Raw genomic sequence first — 18,516 nt, forward strand, 5'->3', positions numbered from 1 at the left:
CCGCGCGCTTGGCGGCGCGCTCCGGCGCGGCCACGGTGATCGTGTCGGGCAAGATAGAAGACGTGGTCGGGCGCGTGTTTCAAGGCGAGCCGTTGGGCACTTACCTGATTCCCAATCTGGCGCCGCTGGTGGCCAGAAAGCAGTGGCTGGCCGGGCAATTGCAAATCAAGGGCAGCGTCACGCTGGATGACGGCGCGGTCAAAATTTTGCAAACAGCCGGCAAAAGCCTGCTGGCCGTGGGCGTAAAGGCCGTGCAGGGCAGGTTCAAGCGCGGGGATTTGGTTTCGTGCCGTGACATGCGGGGTGTGGAAATTGCCCGTGGTCTGGCTAATTACGGCGCTGAAGATGCCGCAAAAATCGCCGGCAAACCCAGTAGCGAATTCGAAGCGTTGTTGGGCTACGCCGACGACGATGAACTTATCCACCGGGATAATTTAGTGTTGGTCTGATCGAACTAACGCTGCAAGGCTGTCATAATGCTTTTTTTGAAACATGTGTTCACGCCGGTGCTTCAATGAAAAAAAACAGTCGAACAATTTCCGCTGGAACGGTTGAACCGACGATGCTGCAAAAAGCCCAGGCGCATTTTGCCGCCGGGCGTTATAAGGAAGCGACCGATTCATTCAAGGATGTGTTGAAAAAATCGAATGACGGCGAACATAGGCGGTGCCTGGCGGAATGCTATTTGCGGAGAGCTCGGGCCATGGCCGGCAAGGGCTTGTTCAAGGAAGCCTGTATATTATGGGAAAATTATGCCGATTACGCCGAAGCGCCGTTGCATGCCCGGGATATGTATGTGTTGTGGCAGCTGGCCGGTAAAAACGACCGCAAAGCCTATGCGGCTCTGGAACGCTTCGACGGCCGGCAGTTGGATGAAGACTATCCCGAACTGACGGCTTGCCTGGGGAGTTTATTGGTGGCCGGTTTGACGGAATTGTTGCCGCATCTGCCGCAAGATTCCGCATTTCTTCGGCATTGGGCGCTGGTTGAGGATGCGGTCGCCGCCTATCGGAACGGCGACGCGGAGCAATGCGGCCAAACCTTGAAAAAATTGCCGTTCCGCTCCGCTTTCCGCGATTTGAGCATTTTGCTGAAAGTGCAACTGCTCGATACCGTTTCCAGCGAACAGGCTGGGGCCTTGTTGTCCAAAATCTCGGAAACCTCGCCTTATCGGCCGGCGGCAAATGCCTGTCTGGCTTATCTTCAGTCCGGCGCGGGCTTCGTGGACACCTTGTCGGGGCTTGAATACAGTCAACGCCGTGCCGTCGCGCACGCCAGGGGAATATCCGGCAAAGATGCGGATTTTCTGGAAACCTTGATCAAACAAAAAGTCCCGCTTGGCGACAAGGTTCGCTTCAACCTGGCGCTGCAATATCGGGATTTGTTCGGAAGCCAAGCCGCGCAAGCCTATTGCCTGGGCGCGCTGGAGCAGTATCCGGACGGCTATAAGGATTATCTTAAACACTTCCCGGTAAAAGACGGATTCGAAGAGCACCGCTTGCAGGCTTTGTTGTGTGAACAAGGTAATAACGGCTACGATGCCCGGTATTTCTGGGATCGTTGCATCGATATCCTGAAAAAAGACCGGCCCGCAAACGATAGAAAAATCGCCTTGATATTAAGGCATATAGCCGATCACGCCTCGCGCGCCGAAGCCGTGAAGCTGCTGGCCGAAAGCCTGGAATTCGATCCTGGCGACAGGCCCAGCTATCTCGGCATCTTGAACGTTTACGAGCAAGACCAACCCAATCCGGCTAAATACGAGCAGTGGCTGAAGCGATGTCTGCAGCGTTTTCCGGCCGATACCGAATTGCTGGTGCGTGCAGCCAAGTCCTCGGCCAATAGAAAAGCCTTCAAAAAAGCAGCCGCTTATGCAAAAGCCTTATTAAAAATCGATCCGGTCAACACCTTGGCCAAGCAGCTGTTGTTTGCCAATCACATGGCCCATGCCCGCCGCTTGCTTAAAACCGAAAAATTTCATTTGGTGGACAAGGAAATCCAGGCCGCGGAACAGTTGACCGTCGATAAGCGCCTGCGCTGCCAAGCCGAACTGCTGCGCGGATTTTATCTATGGCGGACGGACGACAAAAAACAGGGCTTGCAACAGATTGTCGATGTGCTGGGGAAACTCAATAACGATCCCGTCACTATGCAATTTCAGGCGCAGATGGAAGCCGGTTTGTTGGAAATGGCTACCGCGACACTGACCAAGGCATTGCCGGCATTCAAGGATTATCTGTTGTCCGCTCCGGAGTTGGAGAAATTGATCGCTTCGCTCGAATATTATGACGAGCAATCGGATGATGGGGTGTTGTTATTCAATGCCCTGGATAAAATCAAGGTGCAGGTGAAAAAATCGCTGCAATGGTTGCTGGACCATGAAGTCTTGCTGCTGTCCTGGTGCCGGGTTTTGGAACGCATAGGGCATTTCGAACTGTTGAAGCATTGCGCCAAGATGGGATACGCCAAATGGCGAAAACCGGTTTGGCTATATTATTCGACGGTTGGCGAGTGCCAGGGCGATTCCAGTCGGCTGGATTTTTTGAGTGCGATCAGATTGCAAGACGCCTTGGAACAGGCGAACGTGGAGGGCGATCTTAAGACTGCCATGTTGATCGGGCGCTTGATAGAGCAGAATAGGGACTATATGGCGAGTCCCTTCGAATTCGGCGATGACAACGATGAATTCGATGAGGGGGCGTTCGAGGACGATCCGCTAGAGGACTTGTTCGGCCATATGCCGGAATCCGTCATGAACAGGATTGCCAAAAAAGCCCAGGGCATCATGAAAAAAACCGATCCCGGCCGGTTAGCGGACAAATATATGCGCCGTTATGCCGATAGTGTCGATTCGCAAACACTGGCTATCCTGTTCATGATCCCCGACTTCTATTCTTCGGTGACGCTGCTGGAGGCCGCGGAGGAACTGAAGATCGATATCGGCATTGGTTTCGAAGACATCGTTGCGCGTTTTCGAAACGAGTCTCCCCAATTTTCGCTGCCATTTTTTTAATCGGACCCGATGAACTCACCGTATCAAATTCTGGGCGTAACCGAGCGGGCCTCGGATACCGAAATCAAACAAGCCTATCTGCAACTGGTCAAGGACAATCCGCCCGATCGAGATCAGCAACGCTTTCGGCAAATCCAGCAGGCCTACGAAACGATCAAGGACGACGATAGCCGTCTGCGGTATGCGTTGTTTCATTGGCCGGGCATCGAATTTGACGAATTGCTGGGGCATGCTTTCAAGCAGGAAGGCGTGACCAAGCCCATGCCGGCGGACGATTTTCTGAAGTTGCTGTCCACTATTTCGATCGATAAAACCTTAGCGAAAAATTTCATCAAACCATCATGACTGCCGAAACCCAGCAAGACCCCTTGCTTTCCGCGCTGCAGCAATATTTGCGGGAAACCGATTTTGCCCATTTGACCGATGCCGATCAGCCGGATTTGACTGCGTTATTTAGCGATCTGGCCGGACTGAAAACGGAGGTAAAGACCGAGTCGCGGCAGTTCAAGGCCGCTCTCGACGCCTTGAGCTTGGCCGTGGAAACGCTCAAAACCGACAATCAAGCCTTGGCGGGCGAACTGGCCGCGGCGGCGGAACGTTTGCAACGGCAACGCCGCGAAGTCGAGCGCGCCATGCTATTGGAACTGGTCGATATTTACGACCGCCTGAGTGAAGGCTATAAGGCCTTGCAAAACTACCGGCCGCTCGATTCGCTGTTCAACCACTCCAAAAAACAGGATGTGCGCTTCATCGGAAGTGTCGCCCAAGGCCAGGAAATCACCCTGAAACGCCTGGAGCAACAACTGCAACGCCGGCGAGTCTATGCGGTAGACTGCATCGGCAAGCCGTTCGATGCGCACACCATGACTACCATTGCGGTCGGCAACGATCCTCGGCTGGATAACGGTATCGTGCTCGAGGAACTGCGCAAGGGGTTTCTATTCGGCGACCAATTGCTGCGTCTGGCCGAAGTCAAAGTCAATAAACTCTAAACCTACGCGGAAACTTATGAACGACATCATCATCGGAATCGACCTGGGTACCACTAACTCCGAAGTGGCGATTGTGGAAAGCGGCAAAGTCACCGTGATTGCGGACGCCGGCAAAAAGATATTGCCGTCTTTTGTAGGTATCGACGATAACGGCGAAATACTGGTTGGCGAAACCGCGTGCAACCAATATCTGATCTATCCGGAGCGTACCGTCAAATCGATCAAACGTTTGATGGGCCAGGACGCGCAAGTAGCGATGGCCGGTCAGGCTTATACGCCGCAGGAGATTTCGGCCGTCATCCTGAAGCGGTTGAAGGCGATTGCCGAAAATTACGCCGGCCGAACTATCGGTAAGGCGGTGATTACCGTGCCGGCTTATTTTTCCGATGCCCAACGCCAGGCAACTCACGAAGCCGGCCAAATCGCCGGACTCGAAGTCGTGCGCATGATTAACGAGCCGACGGCGGCCGCATTGGTATACGGCACCGGCCCGGACGAAGCCAAGCGCATGCTGGTCTACGATTTGGGCGGCGGTACCTTCGACGTTTCGGTGGTCGGCGTACAAGCCGGCGTTGTCGAAGTGTTATCCAGCCATGGGGATAACCATCTGGGCGGCGACGATTTCGACCAGCAGATCGTCGACTATATTCTGGAGCATCTCAAGCAACAGGGGATAGACATTACTGGCCATAGTAAAGCGATGGCGCGCGTTACCCGCGCGGCGGAAAAGGCGAAATTGGTTTTGTCGGACGAACCCTTTGCGCAGATCGAGGAAGAATATTTGCTCGAACACCAGGGAACGCCGATTCATTTGACGCTGGAGTTGGCGCGCTCGGCTTATGAAGACATGATAGCCGACTACATCAATGCCACCCTGGACGCGGCGCATATCGCGCTAAAGGGCGCCAAACTCACCGCATCCGACATCGACGAAATCATTTTGGTCGGCGGCTCGACCCGCACGCCGTGCATACGCGAACGCTTGTTCGACGAATTCGGTTTCGAACCGCACGGGGAAGTCGATCCCGACCTCTGCGTCGCAATGGGCGCCGCGATGCAAGCGGCGATGATCAACGGCCAGGACATCGGCACGGTATTGGTCGATGTTACCCCATACACTTACGGTACCAGCGCGTTGGGCTATCTGGACGGCATGCCCTATCCCTATCAATTCATCCCCATCATCCATAAAAATAGCGTATTGCCGGTGCATAAGTCGGAAGCCTTCATGACCCATCAGGACGGGCAACGCCAGGTGGATGTGCGGATTTACCAGGGGGAGGATCCCGATGCGCTGAATAATATCGAAATCGGCGAATTCATGATCGAGGGGCTTTTGGATGTACCGGCCGGTAACATTATTACTTTGGCGCTGGATTTGGATTTGAACGGCATATTGCATGTATCCGCGCGGGAAAAAGCCTCCGGCAAGGAAAAAACCATTACCATCAACAATGCGATTTCCCGTTTTGCAGCCGAGGAATTGGCGGACGCCAAACAGCGTATCGACGGATTATTCGGCGAAAACGCCGACGGCGAGGAAGGCTTCGCGTCGGAGAGCGCGGCTGCCGCCGAAGCCAGGCAATTGATCAAAAAAGCCGAATCGCTGTTCGAAACGGTATCCTCCGAAGATAAAGAGGACATGGTCGGCTTGATCGAAACCATCGTCGCCGCCCTCGAGGTCGGCGACGATACCGGGCTGCGGGAGCCGGTAGAGCGTCTAAACGACATCATCTATTATCTCGAATCCTGATGCAGCGTTGCCCGCTTTGTAGTGCGCGGCTAAGCGAAGCGCCGGTGTGTCCCCGTTGCGGTACCGAGTTGCACCGGGTATTGCGTAGCGGGCGGCTGGCCAAAGCCTGGTTGAGCGTATCGCTGCAAACCTTGCATGCCGGCCGGGCGGATGTGGCCGTTTTGGCGATCCGGCGTTCGTTGAGTTTCAAGCAGACGCCGGAGGCTAAACTGCTTAAAGGTTTTTTGATCCGGCGCCAGTACCGGGCGCTTTATCAAAGCCTGGGGCAACAAAATTGGCGGGAGGCCAGGGGTATCCTGGATGGCTTGCGCACCTTGCAGGGCGACAACGAAACGTTGCTGCGGTTTGCCGAGCTGGTCGGCTATTTGTCGTTCCAGTCCAATGAAAATCGCACGATTGGAGAGTAGCCGCAACACGCTGCGCTAATCGTAGATTGCGGCTCCCCTTGTTCCAGGTCAAAAACAGGGGATTTCGCGTAATCATGCGTGAAAAAGCTTAGTTTTCAGCTGGTTTGGGTTTATGTTCGCCGCGGATGCCGGTAAGAATAAGACCAAAAATAAACTCTATTCGTTAGGTGCTCCCGTCTCGGTTATCGGTTCTGCGCGCAAGTTGAAATGCGAGCCGATTAAAAATCAATAAAAATCATAAAGTTGTCGTTCATTTTTTGATGGGCCGCAGCGTCTCGTTTTTTCTTTTGTCCGCGGATCGAGCCGAGGCGGGTTAGTCCGGGTTGGTTTGATTGTCTAAAATATAGGTTGGCACAAACAATGCTTATTATGAAGATATGGCAAGGGAACGAGGTTTTGCAACAAGCCTTGCGACTCCCGGTTAAATGCATTCAAGCGCCGCTGGCTTGGGCGCTATTGAGTTGCAAACCCAGCTCGGACTTTAATCGGTCGTTCTGGGGGTAATAGTGTAGCGTTGCCGAAATCATCGCTTGCTTCGGTTCGGGATGAGCCGGGGTTGGGATATGCTCGTCAAGGATTGACGGGGATTAAATGGCGGGCGTTCTCAAAGCCACCTCTTTTTGAATGTCCGCCTCGGCCGATACCGCCATGGACGAATAGCGGTATCGGCTTTCCACGATGCGGCGGGAATTCGCTTTATCTCAATCCCGAGCTGTTTAAGTGTTTTGAATCACGATGTTCGGGAATTTGTTGCTGTAGTCCCGGGCGCGCATGGCCAGTTTGGCGGCCATTTTACGGGCGATGGCTTTATACATTTCGGCCGCGCGGCTGTCCGGTTCGGCGGCCACGGTCGGTCTGCCGCTGTCGGCTTGTTGTCTTATGTTAATGTCCAGCGGTAATGATCCCAGCAACTCGATGTTGTTTTTCTCCGCCATGGCCAGGCCGCCGCCTTTGCCGAAAATCGCCTCCTCGTGGCCGCAATTGCCGCAGATATGAATGCTCATATTTTCCACCAAGCCCAAAATCGGGACGTTGACTTTCTCGAACATGCCGATGCCGCGCTGAGCGTCGATCAAGGCGATGTCTTGCGGGGTGGTGACGATGACGGCGCCGCTGACGGGGATTTGTTGGGCCAGTGTCAGTTGAATGTCGCCGGTACCGGGCGGCAGGTCGATAATTAAATAATCCAGGTCTGACCATTGGGTTTGCGTCAATAATTGCTGCAAGGCGCCGGTTACCATGGGGCCGCGCCAGATCATGGGCTGATCCGGGTCGACCAGATAACCGATCGAGATGGTTTGCACGCCGAAGGAAATCTTCGGCAGCAGCAATTTGCCGTCCAGGGTTTCGGGCTGTCCGGAAAGGCCGAGCATGGTGGGGATGCTGGGGCCGTATATGTCCGCGTCCAGAATACCTACCTTCGCGCCCTCGGCGACCAAGGCCAGCGCCAGGTTGACCGAGGTGGTCGATTTGCCGACTCCGCCCTTGCCGGAGGCGACGGCAATGATGTTTTTGACGTTGGGTAGCGGCTTTAGGGCTTTTTGTACCGAGTGGGCGGCGATATTGATGCTTATATCCAGCTGAATATTTCCAATTCCGGCCAAGGTGGTCAGCTTTTGCCGCAATTGTTCGGCCAGCGCCGGAATATAGCTTTTTGCCGGGTAACCCAATTCGATTTTGACATTGACGTTACTGCCGTCAATGGCGATGTTTTTGACCGATTTGGCCGATACCAAGTCGGTGGCTACGTTGGGGTCGATAAAGGTTTTAAGCAAGTTTTCGACAGCAGCCTTATCAATGCCGGTCATGTTTGGACTCCGTTGGGTAGTAGGGTTATTTCTTGAGTAAAATGCTGGGAATAGCGTACCACTTAAAGATAGTCCAATGAAGCGTAAGCGGTGTCAGGCAAGCAGGAATAAGGCAGGGAGGGCGGGCGAATTTCAAAAGTCCCGCCGCGGTTAACATGAGAGTTTCGTTAAAATATCCCAAAGACCATGAAAAACGGCTATTTTAAAGGCTGTTGTATTATTTTTATGAACTGAGTCATGGTTTTATCCGTTAAATCTAAACTTTTTCTCGATGTCGGGCTGTTGGCGAGCCGTCTAATATGTTTTGCGCTGTTTGCTTCATTGTTAAGTGGCTGTCAAAGTTTCTCGTTTGTTAAGGATTCGGAACTGTTGGTGACAACAGGCAGGGCTGACATTGTCGAGAGTCATGCCTTTTCAATTGCCGGGCAGGAGCAAATCGTCGGGGCTTTGGCAGTCGTGGATAGCCAGCGGGATGATACGCTGTCCGATTTGGCGCGCCACTTCGGACTGGGGTTTACGGATATTACCATTGCCAATCCGGGGTTGGAGCCTTGGGCTTTGCCGGAGGATCAGCGGGTATTGCTGCCTTTGCAATTTATTTTGCCGGAGGCGTCCCGCAATGGGGTGGTGTTGAATTTGGCTAATATGCGCATGTTTTACTATCCCAAGGACCGGCAGAAAGTATTGACTTTCCCGGTGGGGATTGGGCGCGACGGCTGGAATACGCCGCTGGGGATGACCAAAATTGTGGCTAAGAAGGCTAATCCGTCCTGGACGGTGCCCGAGTCGATTCATCGCGAGCATCAATTGTTGGGCGATCCGTTACCCAAGGTTATACCCTCGGGCCCGGATAACCCATTGGGTTATTACGCCATGCCGCTGGGTTTTACCGGTTATCTGATTCACGGCACAAATAAGCCCTATGGTATCGGCATGCAGGTCAGTCACGGTTGCGTGCAATTGTATCCGGAAGATGTGGAAATGCTGTTTGAGCAGGTTAGCGTGGGTACGCCCGTGAGGATTGTACATCAGCCTTATCTAGCTGCGTGGGGGCAGGATACGTTGTATCTGGAAGCGCATCGCCCTTTGGAAAAATGGGGCAAGCAGGATAAAAAATTGCAAAAGGCTGTGCGGGCCAAGTTGAGCGAACTGGCGGCGGAGAAAAATGCCGTTGTGGATTGGTTGCGTGTCGATGAGGTTTTAAATCGCGCGGACGGTATCCCGACCCCGGTGTTGCAAGACGGCGAGGATTTAGCGGCTATAACCGCACAAGCCCTACAAGTTCAACATCCCGGGCGGCTTTACGGTCAACCGGCAGTCAATGAGCTGACTGACAGCGATTGGTCCGTGGTAACGGAGAGTTTTACGAATGAAGCGGATGCGCAAAAATTAGCGGCCATGTTGAATCACCTGGGGCCGCAAATTCCCGCCCGCAAGGTTGAAAAAGACGGCGTGTTTCAGGTGGTTGCCGGCCCGTTCAAAAGCAAGAAGGAAACCAAAATCATGGCTAAACGCATTCAAAGTAGTTTCGATTTGGAAGTGACGCCCGTTAAGCCATTGGCGAATCGTTAACGATAGGCAATAAAAAAGGCCGATGCCCTTGTGGCGTCGGCCTTTTTAGTAATGGCTAACCGGCTTTGATTAAGCCATGTTACGCAATCTGTTATTCAGTCTGCTTTTGCTGCGAGCAGCTTTGTTTTTGTGAATAATGCCTTTGTTGACAGCAGAATCAATAATAGGCACGGCGGATTTGAACGCGGCTTGCGCCTGTTCTTTGTTGCCAGCCCTTACGGCGGCAATAACTTTTTTAATAAAAGTGCGCAGGTTGCTGCGCTGTCCGGCATTGCGAATACGGCTGTTCTCTGCCTGACGCGCTCTTTTTTTAGCTTGGGGTGAATTAGCCATAAAGTATCAGTTCATTCGAGTTAATTAGAAACGGTACATTATCTTTTTGGATGCTATGATTGTCAACCCTTTAATGTTTTAAATCCAGTTTTGTCAGGGAAGAGTCCGGCATTGACTAAGCAGCTATATAAATCCACCGCCATCGTCGGCGCTATGACCTTGGTTTCGCGCGCGATGGGGTTTCTTCGCGATATGTTGATTGCCAATATATTCGGCGTCAGCCCCGCGACCGATGCCTTTTTCGTGGCGTTTAAAATCCCCAATTTTTTACGGCGGTTATTTGCGGAAGGGGCTTTCGCTCATGCCTTTGTACCGGTACTGTCGGATTATAAACAACACGCGGAGCCAAGGGCACTGAAATTGTTTATCGACAGGACGGCCGGTACATTAACAGTCTTGCTGGTTTTGCTGACGTTGGTTGGGGTGGCGGCATCGCCTTTGCTGATCGTATTTTTTGCGCCCGGTTTTCTTTGGCAGGGCAACCAATATGATTTGGCCGTTAATCTGTTGCGGATTACCTTTCCTTATTTGCTGTTTATTTCTCTGACCGCTTTTGCCGGGTCGATATTGAACGCGCACGGCCGCTTTGCGGTGCCGGCCATTACCCCGGTATTTTTGAATATTTGCATGATCATGGCTGCTTTATGGATGGCCCCATTATTTGCCGAACCGATTTTGGCCCTGGCTTGGGCCGTGTTCGCGGCGGGCGCGGTGCAGTTGTTGTTTCAAATTCCGGTTTTATGGCGGCTGGGCTTAATCCCTCGCTTGCGCTGGGGGTGGCGGGATGCCGGGGTCAGGCGGGTGCTGAAGTTGATGTTGCCGGCCATTTTCGGAGTATCGGTGGTACAGGTTAATTTGTTATTCGATACCTTGGTGGCGTCATTTCTGGCCTCCGGCAGCGTTTCTTGGCTTTATTATTCCGACCGCTTGGTGGAGTTCCCCTTGGGGATTTTAGGGGTGGCGGTGTCGAGCGTGATTTTGCCCGGCTTGTCTAAAAATCACGCCGAGCGGGATAATGACGCGTTCTCCAGATCGCTGGATTGGGGCTTGCGGCTGGTATGGCTGGTCGGTCTGCCGGCGACACTGGGTTTGATATTGCTCGCCCAACCCCTACTGAGCACATTGTTTCAATACAACCAGTTCGGGGTCGACGATGTGGCGATGGCCAGCAAAAGTTTGATGGCATTTGCGTTGGGGCTGTTGCCGTTTATCTTAATTAAGGTTTTGGTGCCCGGTTTTACTTCGCGGCATGATGCAAAAACACCGGTGCGATTCGGCATGTATTCCATCGTTAGTAATGTTGTGTTGAATCTGGTTTTGGTTTGGCCATTGGCGCATGCCGGGGTGGCGCTGGCAACCGCGCTTTCCGCCTATCTGAATGCGGGTTTGTTGTTGATCGCCTTGTTAAGGCAAAAGGTTTATAGGCCCGGCCGGGGATGGGGCATGTTTACGGCGCGGGTGATATTCGGTTGCCTGCTGATGGCGGGATTTTTACAGTATGTTGCCGATGGGCAAGCCTGGTTCGACTGGGGCGTTTCGCAGCGCAGCGGTCATTTGGCGCTCGAAGTGGCGGCGGCAATGTCGGTTTATGCGTTCGGTGTAGGGTTGGCGGGGATGCGGTTGCGTCATTTACACGGACATTAAGCCGGAACTTGAGATTTGTTAAAGTGGCTCCATACTCATGTAGAATGCGTGCCATTCACTTTTCTATCTTTTGGATACACAATCAACAGTACGTTATGAAAACAAGAACAATCGGTTTTATCGGTGGCGGGAATATGGCCACCAGCTTGATGAGCGGTTTAATCGCCAGCGGCCATTCGCCGCAACAGATTTGGGTGTCGGATACCGCCGCCGCTACCTTGCAATCGCACCGTGACCGTCTCAATGTCAACGTAACCACCGATAATTTAAAAATCGTGCAGGAAGCCGAGGTGGTGGTGCTGGCGGTCAAGCCGCAAATTTTGCGGGAAGTGGCCTTGCAAATAGCCCCGGCAGTCAAGCAAAAAGACGTTCTGGTGGTGTCCATAGCCGCCGGTATTTCTCAAACCAGTTTGGCATTGTGGCTGGGTAGCGATACCGCCATCGTGCGTTGCATGCCCAACACCCCTGCCTTGGTGTTAACCGGCGCGACAGCGCTGCATGCCAACGCCAATGTCAACGAGGAGCAAAAAGATCTGGCCGAAAATATTTTACGCGCCGTCGGCATCTCGCTGTGGGTGGAGCGGGAAGATGAACTGGATGCGGTGACGGCGGTGTCCGGCAGCGGCCCGGCCTATTTTTTCCTGATGATGGAAGCCATGGAAAAAACGGCGGTCGACATGGGGTTGAATGAACGCACGGCCCGCTTATTGGTCCAACAGACCGCCTTGGGGGCAGCCAAAATTGCGCTGGAATCGGCGGAATCGCCCGCTCAATTGCGGGAAAGAGTGACGTCGCCCGGCGGCACCACTCAAAAAGCCATCGAAACCTTTCAGCAAAACGGCTTTACCGAGTTAGTGTCGAAAGCCTTGTCGGCGGCGAGAGATCGCTCCATCGAAATGTCCAAACAACTGGGAGCCGATTAATGGGTTCTAATTATATGACCGACCCTGTGGTGTTTTTGATAGACACCTTGTTTTCACTCTATATTTTGGCGGTGATGCTGCGGTTTTTATTGCAGTGGACCCAGGCGGATTTCTATAATCCGGTCTCGCAGTTTCTGGTCAAAATCACCCACCCCGCCTTAAAGCTGATGCGGCGCTTCATACCTTCCGTGGGTAGAATCGATACCTCGTCGCTGGTGTTGGCGTTGGTGTTGCAAATTACGGCCAACTTCGCCATTTTGGCGATAAAAGGGGTAACGATCAGTATTGTGGCGTTAACCGTGCTGTCGTTTACCGATTTACTGAAAATGTTGCTGGATATCTTCGTCTATGCCATTTTTGCCGGCGCCATTCTCAGCTGGTTTGCGCCCGGCAGTTACAGCGGGGCGTCGTCATTGCTCTATAGTCTGACGGACCCGTTGCTCAATGTTTGCCGTCGGTTGATTCCGGATTTAGGCAGCATCGATTTGTCCCCGCTGGTTGCCTTGGTGTTATTGCAATTGGCAAAAATGATGATTTTGCCGCCGCTACAGGAATTGGCGGCTTTATTAAGTTAATCTTCAGTGTCTATGCGCTTTAAGTCCCGTTCTCTAGCATTAATCGTCATCGTGCCTATGCTGCTAAGCGGCGCGCGCGATGTATCGGCAAAAAAAATGTACCGCTGGGTGGATGAGAACGGCCGGGTGTTTTTTTCCGATCTGGTGCCGCCGGATCAGGTGCAGCATAAACGCGAGACCATGAATGAAGAAGCCCGGGTATTGGATGTGGTGGAAAAAGCCAAGACGCCGGAAGAGCTGGCCCAACAAAAGCGGCTGGATGCCCTGCGCAAGGAACAGGACAAGATCATCGCCAAGCAAGCCGCCGACGATAAGGTATTGCTGTCGACTTATCGCAGCATTGAAGATATGAACAAGGCGTTGGAAAACAAAATGGCGCTGATGGACGGCGAAAAAAGAATGATCGAAGGCAACCGGCAACGCATGGAACAGCAACTTGTGCAGCAACAGCAGCAAGCCGCCAATCTGGAGCGCAACGCGCAAAAAGTGCCGGAAAAACTGTTGAAGGAAATCGCTTCCACCCGGCAGCAAATCGAACAAAACATGCAGGAAATGGCGCGGCATGAATCGAACCGCCAAAGCGCGGAAAAAGAATTTAGAGCCGCTATCGCCCGCTTCGAGTTTTTGACTCAGCCTTACAATGCAAACCAGAAAAATCAAACCCAGTTGGCTACGGAAAATCCGGTTAACGAGTTGGGATTGTTTACTTGTCAAGATGCTGGACAGTGCGATAAAGCCTGGAAAATTGCCGGCGAGTTTGTTTATAAATTCGCCACGACCGGCCGCGATGTGGAAAACGAAAAACTCGTCATGACGGCGGCGCCTTTTAACGATGACGACTTGAGTTTGTCGGTATCCCGGCTGGAAAAAGACGGGATACAGCAAATCTTTTTAGATATGCGCTGCAAGGATTCGAACATGGGCAAGGAATTGTGCGGCAGCGAAAAAGCCCAGGCCATCCGCCGGGGCTTTACGGCCTATATCCAGCTACAGCTAACGACGCAGCAGTAAAGTACCGATACCCTGGTCGGTAAACAGCTCCAGCAGCACCGAGTGTTCGATACGGCCGTCTATGATATGCACGCTATTGACGCCGCCCTTCAAGGCGTCGGTGGCGCAGCGGGTTTTAGGAATCATACCGCCCGAGATGGTGCCGTCGGCGATCAACTCGTCTATGCGCGTCAAGGTCAAACCGGTCAGCAGTTTGCCTTCCTTATCCATGATGCCTGGGATGTTGGTCAATAGCATCAGCTTTTCGGCTTTTAATACCTCCGCGACTTTCCCCGCCACCAAATCTGCATTGATGTTGTAGGAGTGTCCGTCCTTGCCGACCCCGATCGGCGCTATCACCGGGATGAAGTCGCTGTTGCCCAGCATTTCCACCACCGCCGGGTCTATGCTGCCGACTTCGCCAACATGGCCCAGATCGATGATCTCCGGGGCGTCGTCTAGATTGGCCCCGGCCTTGGTCATGTTGATCTTGCGGGCATGGATGAAGTTGCCGTCCTTACCGGTCAAGCCCACCGCCTTGCCGCCCTGCATGTTGATCATATTGACGATTTCCTTGTTGACCAAGCCGCCCAGCACCATTTCCACCACGTCCATGGTTTCGCTGTCGGTGACCCGCATGCCGTCGATAAATTCCGAGGTCTTGCCCAACCGCTTCAATAAATCGCCGATTTGCGGGCCGCCGCCGTGCACGACGATAGGATTGATGCCCACCAGTTTCATCATGACGATGTCGCGGGCGAAGCTGTGTTTGAGCGTTTCGTCTATCATGGCATTGCCGCCGTATTTGATGACGACCGTTTTGCCTTTAAATTTTTGAATATAAGGCAGCGCCTCGATCAGGACGTGAGCAATCTGGTGTGCGGTTTTTTCTTTCATGATGGTAAGGGGTTAAAAGGGAAGAGAAATAGCGGGATTAATTTGCAGCAGCAGCAGTTTAAACTGCTCCTGGATGCGGCTCAGGGCCTCGCGGCTGTCGGCCTCGAAGCGCAATACCAGATCGGCCGAGGAGGCGGAGGCTCTGACCAGTCCCCAACCGTCCGGGAACTCGACGCGCATGCCGTCCACATTGACGATGTCGCCATCGGCAAATTGGGCCAGGCTAAATACCTGTTCCATGAAACGGCGGTTTTCCCCTTCCGCAAGCACGATGCGCAGTTCCGGAGTGTTGATACTGTCGGGCAGGTCGTCGAACAAGGCGCTGCTGGACCGCATGTCGGCGGACAGGATTTCGATGATGCGTACAGCCGCGTAAAGCGCGTCGTTAAAGCCGAACCAGCGGTCGTTGAGCAGGAAATGGCCGCCCAGATCGCCGGCCAAGGCCGCGCCGGTTTCCCGCAAACGGGTTTGCAGCGCCGCCGTGCCGCTTTGGCATAGAACCGGAAATCCGCCGCGCTTTTTGATCTGCTCGGGTAAATGGCTGGAGCAGGCGGCATCGTAAATAATTTCCGCGCCGGGTTTGACGGCCAGCACGTCGCGGGCAAACAACATCATCAGCCGGTCCGGCCGAATAATCCGCCCGCCGGAATCGACCAGCCCCATCCGCTCGCCATCGCCGTCAAAGGCGATGCCGACATCGGCATTATTCAGTTTTACCGCTTTGATCAAGGCGTCCAGATTGGCCGGGTTGCAAGGGTCGGGCTGATGGTTGGGAAATTTGCCGTCGATGTCGCAATAAAGCTCGACCACATCGCAGCCTATGGTTTTCAGCAGCAGGGTGCCCAGTTCGCCGGCGGCGCCATTGCCGCTATCGACGACGACCGTCATGGGGCGCACGATGTGGATGTCTTCGGAAATAATGCCGATGTACTCGTTGCTGAATAAGGTATTGCGGTCTATGGTGCCCGTAGGGTCTTGAACGAAATCCTGTTGGGCGATGCGGGACTTGAGGGCCTGCATTTGCTTGACGGACAGCGGTTCGCCATTCAATACCATTTTCAGGCCGTTTTGATCGGCGGGGTAACGGCCGCCCGTCACCATGGCACCGGTGCGGCCCTCGCTATGGTGGCTGACAAAATACAATACCGGCGTCGGTACCAAGCCGATATCGAGCACATCGCAACCGGCCGAGACAATGCCTTTGATTAAGGCTTCGCTGAAAGCCGGGCTGGAACTACGTCCGTCCCTGGCGACCACAATCGTATGAATGTTGAGCTGTCTGGCCTCGCTGGCAAAGGCGCGGCCGATGTTCGCCATCGTGTCTTCATTCAGGTTTTGGCCGGCGACGCCGCGGATTTCATAGGGGAGGAAAATCGATGCGGCTGTCGATTGCGGCTTGTCGGCAAACTCGGCCGGCCGGCCGGCCATTGCTTGAACCGATGCGGAAGACGAGGGCATGTCCCAGCTTTCCACGGCGGACGTTGTGTCGAAACCGGAATCGTCCAAGGTGCTATCCAACAAGGATGCATCGCTATCAGGTTGGTATCGGGACACCTTTTCGAAATCCGGCATCACCACGGGTATCGCCGATGTGCTGACAGGCACGGTCTGGGTGAAGGCGGAGTTAACCGGCGCGGCCTCTTCCAGAAAGTCGATATCGAATGACTCGTCGAAAAAGTCGTAGGCCTTGTTTTCATCGCCGCCCAGTAGTGGAGAATCGTTTTGATCCATGACGCGCTTAAATTGCACCATCGCGGCAATGATGGGTTGCATTTCCTCAAGCTGCATCGGATAGCTGCCCATGGCTTTGCCCTGCAGCATATCCTTGGCGGCATTCAAAATGCCGCTTTGGTCCTGGCGGAAGAATTCGCTGAATTTGCGGTAGCCGATAAAAAACGCCAAGCAGGCCAGCAGGGCGGGTATGCCGATCAGGCCGGACAGGATGCCTATATCGGCCAAACTGGTTTCGAAATTCGCCCAGGTATTGAGTTTCCAGCGGCTGTTGCCGACGGGGATGGAGATAGGGTCGTCATCCCGAGCGGCGTTTTGGCCGATCGTCGCCAATACCAGTTGGTCTTGTTTCAGCTCGATCAGGCCGTTGTCGAACGGTATTTTGGTCACGAGTTGTTGCAATAAATCGGGCTTGAGGCTGGCCAAAATCACGCCGACGACTTGCTGGCCGTTTTTGACGGTGCCGGTAACGGCCAGATGGCGATGTTCGGCGTCGCCCTGTATGACCGGTTGCGGCTTACCGGTTAGGGCGGCTTGCACCATTTCCAGGTCGCCGAACCCCATATGCGGGGTTTGCGATTGGTCAAGGTCGCTAACGGTGGGCGGCAGCAAACGTAGGCGCAGGCTGTGGGGAATAACGGTTTGCAGTTTTGCCGCCGTTGCCTGGATAACATCCGGATTGCCCGAGCTTAAAGCGGCTATTACATCCGGATTTTGGGCCAAGCCGTCCACGCTTGCCTGCAGGGTGTTCAGCTGCATGCCCAGGCTGGCGGCCAGATTGTTCGCTACCAGCGCGGCGGCGGCCGTTTTGGCGGTTTTGGCGTCGGCGGCTGAAAACCAATACGTGCCGACTCCGGCAATTATCACCATGAATGCCGAAATCGCGGCGATGATGCCGAAAATACGTCCCATGCCAGTTCTCCGTTAAAGCCTAATGGCGGCCGCTGTGGCCGAAGCCGCCGCTGCCGCGCGGAGATTGGTCGAATTCGGCCACGCATTCGAATTCGGCTTGCACCACCGGCACAAACACCATTTGCGCGATACGTTCGCCGATCTCGATGGTAAAGACGCTGTTGCCCCGGTTCCAGCAAGACACGAAGAGCTGGCCTTGATAGTCCGAATCGATCAGTCCCACCAGGTTACCCAGCACGATCCCGTGTTTGTGTCCCAGCCCCGAGCGCGGCAGTATGACGGCGGCCAGATGCGGATCCTGGATGTGTATGGCCATGCCGGTCGGAATCAGTAGCGATTCGCCGGGTTGCAGGTTGGCCGCCTGTTTCAGGCAGGCCCGCAAATCCAGTCCCGCCGAACCGTGTGTGGCATAGCTGGGTAAGGCGATTTCATTACCGAGGCGCGGATCAAGAATTTTGAGCTGGATTTTTTTCATTAAATTTCTCGGTGATAAGTTTGAGTAACTGGTGCGCCAGATAGGTTTTATCCGTCATGGCAAAGTGTTGGCTGCCGCCTGGCCAAAACACCTGCAAGGCGTTACGGTCGCTATCGAAGCCGCCTTCGCTTTGCCCAACCCAGTTGGCGGCAATCATATCCAGATTTTTGCTGTGCAGCTTTTGGCTGGCGTAGTTTGCCAAGTCGTCGGTTTCGGCGGCAAAGCCCACCACAAAAGGCTTGTTGGGTAAACCGGCCACGCTGGCGATGATGTCCGGGTTTTGGGTGAGCTCGATGACATTATCCGCCTGCCGTTTTTTGATTTTGCTGTCTTCTACCCGGGCCGGGCGATAGTCGGCCACCGCCGCCGCGCCGATGTAAATATCGCATCGGCCTGCCCGGTTCAGCACGGCGTCGAACATCTGCCGCGCGGTTTCCACCCCGATCAAATCGATATTGTCGGGCGCCGGAATATTCACCGGCCCGCTGACC

At 54.0% G+C, this 18,516-nt stretch carries 17 protein-coding genes; 11 read left to right on the forward strand and 6 right to left on the reverse strand.

The window, feature by feature from the left end:
- The 6 genes from NP596_RS12905 to NP596_RS12930 all read left to right on the forward strand — a co-directional run.
- The coding region (locus NP596_RS12905; protein ID WP_371927950.1) for a PUA domain-containing protein at positions 1-449 on the forward strand (449 nt) is incomplete at its 5' end.
- Between the two features lie 65 nt (positions 450-514).
- A complete protein-coding gene (locus NP596_RS12910) occupies positions 515-3,013 on the forward strand; it encodes a tetratricopeptide repeat protein (protein ID WP_256615776.1) in 2,499 nt (832 codons plus the stop codon).
- A gap of 9 nt (positions 3,014-3,022) precedes the next feature.
- Complete coding sequence (locus NP596_RS12915) at positions 3,023-3,358, forward strand: J domain-containing protein (protein ID WP_256615777.1); 336 nt, start codon at positions 3,023-3,025, stop codon at positions 3,356-3,358.
- The gene (locus tag NP596_RS12920; protein WP_256615778.1) at positions 3,355-4,005 is read left to right on the forward strand and encodes a nucleotide exchange factor GrpE; all 651 of its coding nucleotides are present in this window, start codon (positions 3,355-3,357) and stop codon (positions 4,003-4,005) included. The genes NP596_RS12915 and NP596_RS12920 overlap by 4 nt, the downstream gene beginning before the upstream one ends.
- A gap of 16 nt (positions 4,006-4,021) precedes the next feature.
- Positions 4,022-5,758, forward strand: a complete 1,737-nt coding sequence (locus tag NP596_RS12925; protein ID WP_256615780.1) for an Hsp70 family protein — start codon at positions 4,022-4,024, stop codon at positions 5,756-5,758.
- A 44-nt stretch (positions 5,759-5,802) separates the two neighbouring features.
- Positions 5,803-6,165: a hypothetical protein gene (locus tag NP596_RS12930; RefSeq protein ID WP_256615781.1), complete on the forward strand. Its 363-nt coding sequence runs from the start codon at positions 5,803-5,805 to the stop codon at positions 6,163-6,165.
- A 716-nt stretch (positions 6,166-6,881) separates the two neighbouring features.
- Here the strand turns inward: NP596_RS12930 and apbC are convergent.
- Positions 6,882-7,973, reverse strand: a complete 1,092-nt coding sequence (apbC, locus tag NP596_RS12935; RefSeq protein ID WP_256615782.1) for an iron-sulfur cluster carrier protein ApbC — start codon at positions 7,971-7,973, stop codon at positions 6,882-6,884.
- Positions 7,974-8,345: 372 nt separating this feature from the next.
- Here apbC and NP596_RS12940 point away from each other — a divergent pair, with 372 nt between their 5' ends.
- Complete coding sequence (locus NP596_RS12940) at positions 8,346-9,545, forward strand: L,D-transpeptidase family protein (protein ID WP_256615783.1); 1,200 nt, start codon at positions 8,346-8,348, stop codon at positions 9,543-9,545.
- A gap of 69 nt (positions 9,546-9,614) precedes the next feature.
- Here NP596_RS12940 and rpsT read toward each other — a convergent pair whose 3' ends face one another.
- Complete coding sequence (gene rpsT, locus NP596_RS12945; RefSeq protein ID WP_256615784.1) at positions 9,615-9,878, reverse strand: 30S ribosomal protein S20; 264 nt, start codon at positions 9,876-9,878, stop codon at positions 9,615-9,617.
- A 111-nt stretch (positions 9,879-9,989) separates the two neighbouring features.
- On the opposite strand from rpsT, the gene murJ reads away from it, so the two are divergent.
- The 4 genes from murJ to NP596_RS12965 all read left to right on the forward strand — a co-directional run bounded on the left by murJ (position 9,990) and on the right by NP596_RS12965 (position 14,031).
- Positions 9,990-11,522 carry a murein biosynthesis integral membrane protein MurJ gene (gene murJ, locus NP596_RS12950; protein ID WP_256615785.1) on the forward strand — a complete coding sequence of 511 codons (1,533 nt, stop codon included), beginning with the start codon at positions 9,990-9,992 and terminating at the stop codon, positions 11,520-11,522.
- A gap of 95 nt (positions 11,523-11,617) precedes the next feature.
- Positions 11,618-12,445, forward strand: a complete 828-nt coding sequence (gene proC, locus NP596_RS12955; RefSeq protein WP_256615787.1) for a pyrroline-5-carboxylate reductase — start codon at positions 11,618-11,620, stop codon at positions 12,443-12,445.
- A complete protein-coding gene (locus NP596_RS12960) occupies positions 12,445-13,020 on the forward strand; it encodes a YggT family protein (protein ID WP_256615788.1) in 576 nt (191 codons plus the stop codon). The genes proC and NP596_RS12960 overlap by 1 nt, the downstream gene beginning before the upstream one ends.
- Positions 13,021-13,032: 12 nt before the next feature.
- Complete coding sequence (locus tag NP596_RS12965) at positions 13,033-14,031, forward strand: DUF4124 domain-containing protein (protein WP_256615790.1); 999 nt, start codon at positions 13,033-13,035, stop codon at positions 14,029-14,031.
- On the opposite strand, the gene argB is transcribed toward NP596_RS12965, so the two are convergent.
- The 4 genes from argB to NP596_RS12985 form a co-directional block, all read right to left on the reverse strand.
- Positions 14,014-14,907: an acetylglutamate kinase gene (gene argB / locus NP596_RS12970; RefSeq protein WP_256615791.1), complete on the reverse strand. Its 894-nt coding sequence runs from the start codon at positions 14,905-14,907 to the stop codon at positions 14,014-14,016. The two genes, NP596_RS12965 and argB, sit on opposite strands and share 18 nt — an antisense overlap.
- A gap of 12 nt (positions 14,908-14,919) precedes the next feature.
- Positions 14,920-17,550, reverse strand: coding sequence for a phosphomannomutase/phosphoglucomutase (locus NP596_RS12975; protein ID WP_256615793.1), 2,631 nt, complete (start codon positions 17,548-17,550; stop codon positions 14,920-14,922).
- Between the two features lie 19 nt (positions 17,551-17,569).
- The gene (gene dut, locus NP596_RS12980) at positions 17,570-18,025 is read right to left on the reverse strand and encodes a dUTP diphosphatase (protein ID WP_256615794.1); all 456 of its coding nucleotides are present in this window, start codon (positions 18,023-18,025) and stop codon (positions 17,570-17,572) included.
- The coding region (locus NP596_RS12985) for a phosphopantothenoylcysteine decarboxylase domain-containing protein (protein ID WP_305891770.1) at positions 17,997-18,516 on the reverse strand (520 nt) is incomplete at its 5' end. The genes dut and NP596_RS12985, both read right to left, overlap by 29 nt.

Source organism: Methylomonas rivi (genome assembly GCF_024505165.1).
GTDB lineage: Bacteria > Pseudomonadota > Gammaproteobacteria > Methylococcales > Methylomonadaceae > Methylomonas > Methylomonas rivi.

Excerpts from the sequence above, each read along its gene's own strand:
- NP596_RS12910 (WP_256615776.1), top strand. The coding sequence starts at position 515 with ATGAAAAAAAACAGTCGAACAATTTCCGCTGGAACGGTTGAACCGACG.
- NP596_RS12915 (WP_256615777.1), top strand. The coding sequence starts at position 3,023 with ATGAACTCACCGTATCAAATTCTGGGCGTAACCGAGCGGGCCTCGGAT.
- NP596_RS12920 (WP_256615778.1), top strand. The coding sequence starts at position 3,355 with ATGACTGCCGAAACCCAGCAAGACCCCTTGCTTTCCGCGCTGCAGCAA.
- NP596_RS12925 (WP_256615780.1), top strand. The coding sequence starts at position 4,022 with ATGAACGACATCATCATCGGAATCGACCTGGGTACCACTAACTCCGAA.
- apbC (WP_256615782.1), bottom strand. The coding sequence starts at position 7,973 with ATGACCGGCATTGATAAGGCTGCTGTCGAAAACTTGCTTAAAACCTTT.
- rpsT (WP_256615784.1), bottom strand. The coding sequence starts at position 9,878 with ATGGCTAATTCACCCCAAGCTAAAAAAAGAGCGCGTCAGGCAGAGAAC.
- proC (WP_256615787.1), top strand. The coding sequence starts at position 11,618 with ATGAAAACAAGAACAATCGGTTTTATCGGTGGCGGGAATATGGCCACC.
- NP596_RS12960 (WP_256615788.1), top strand. The coding sequence starts at position 12,445 with ATGGGTTCTAATTATATGACCGACCCTGTGGTGTTTTTGATAGACACC.
- NP596_RS12965 (WP_256615790.1), top strand. The coding sequence starts at position 13,033 with ATGCGCTTTAAGTCCCGTTCTCTAGCATTAATCGTCATCGTGCCTATG.
- argB (WP_256615791.1), bottom strand. The coding sequence starts at position 14,907 with ATGAAAGAAAAAACCGCACACCAGATTGCTCACGTCCTGATCGAGGCG.
- NP596_RS12975 (WP_256615793.1), bottom strand. The coding sequence starts at position 17,550 with ATGGGACGTATTTTCGGCATCATCGCCGCGATTTCGGCATTCATGGTG.
- dut (WP_256615794.1), bottom strand. The coding sequence starts at position 18,025 with ATGAAAAAAATCCAGCTCAAAATTCTTGATCCGCGCCTCGGTAATGAA.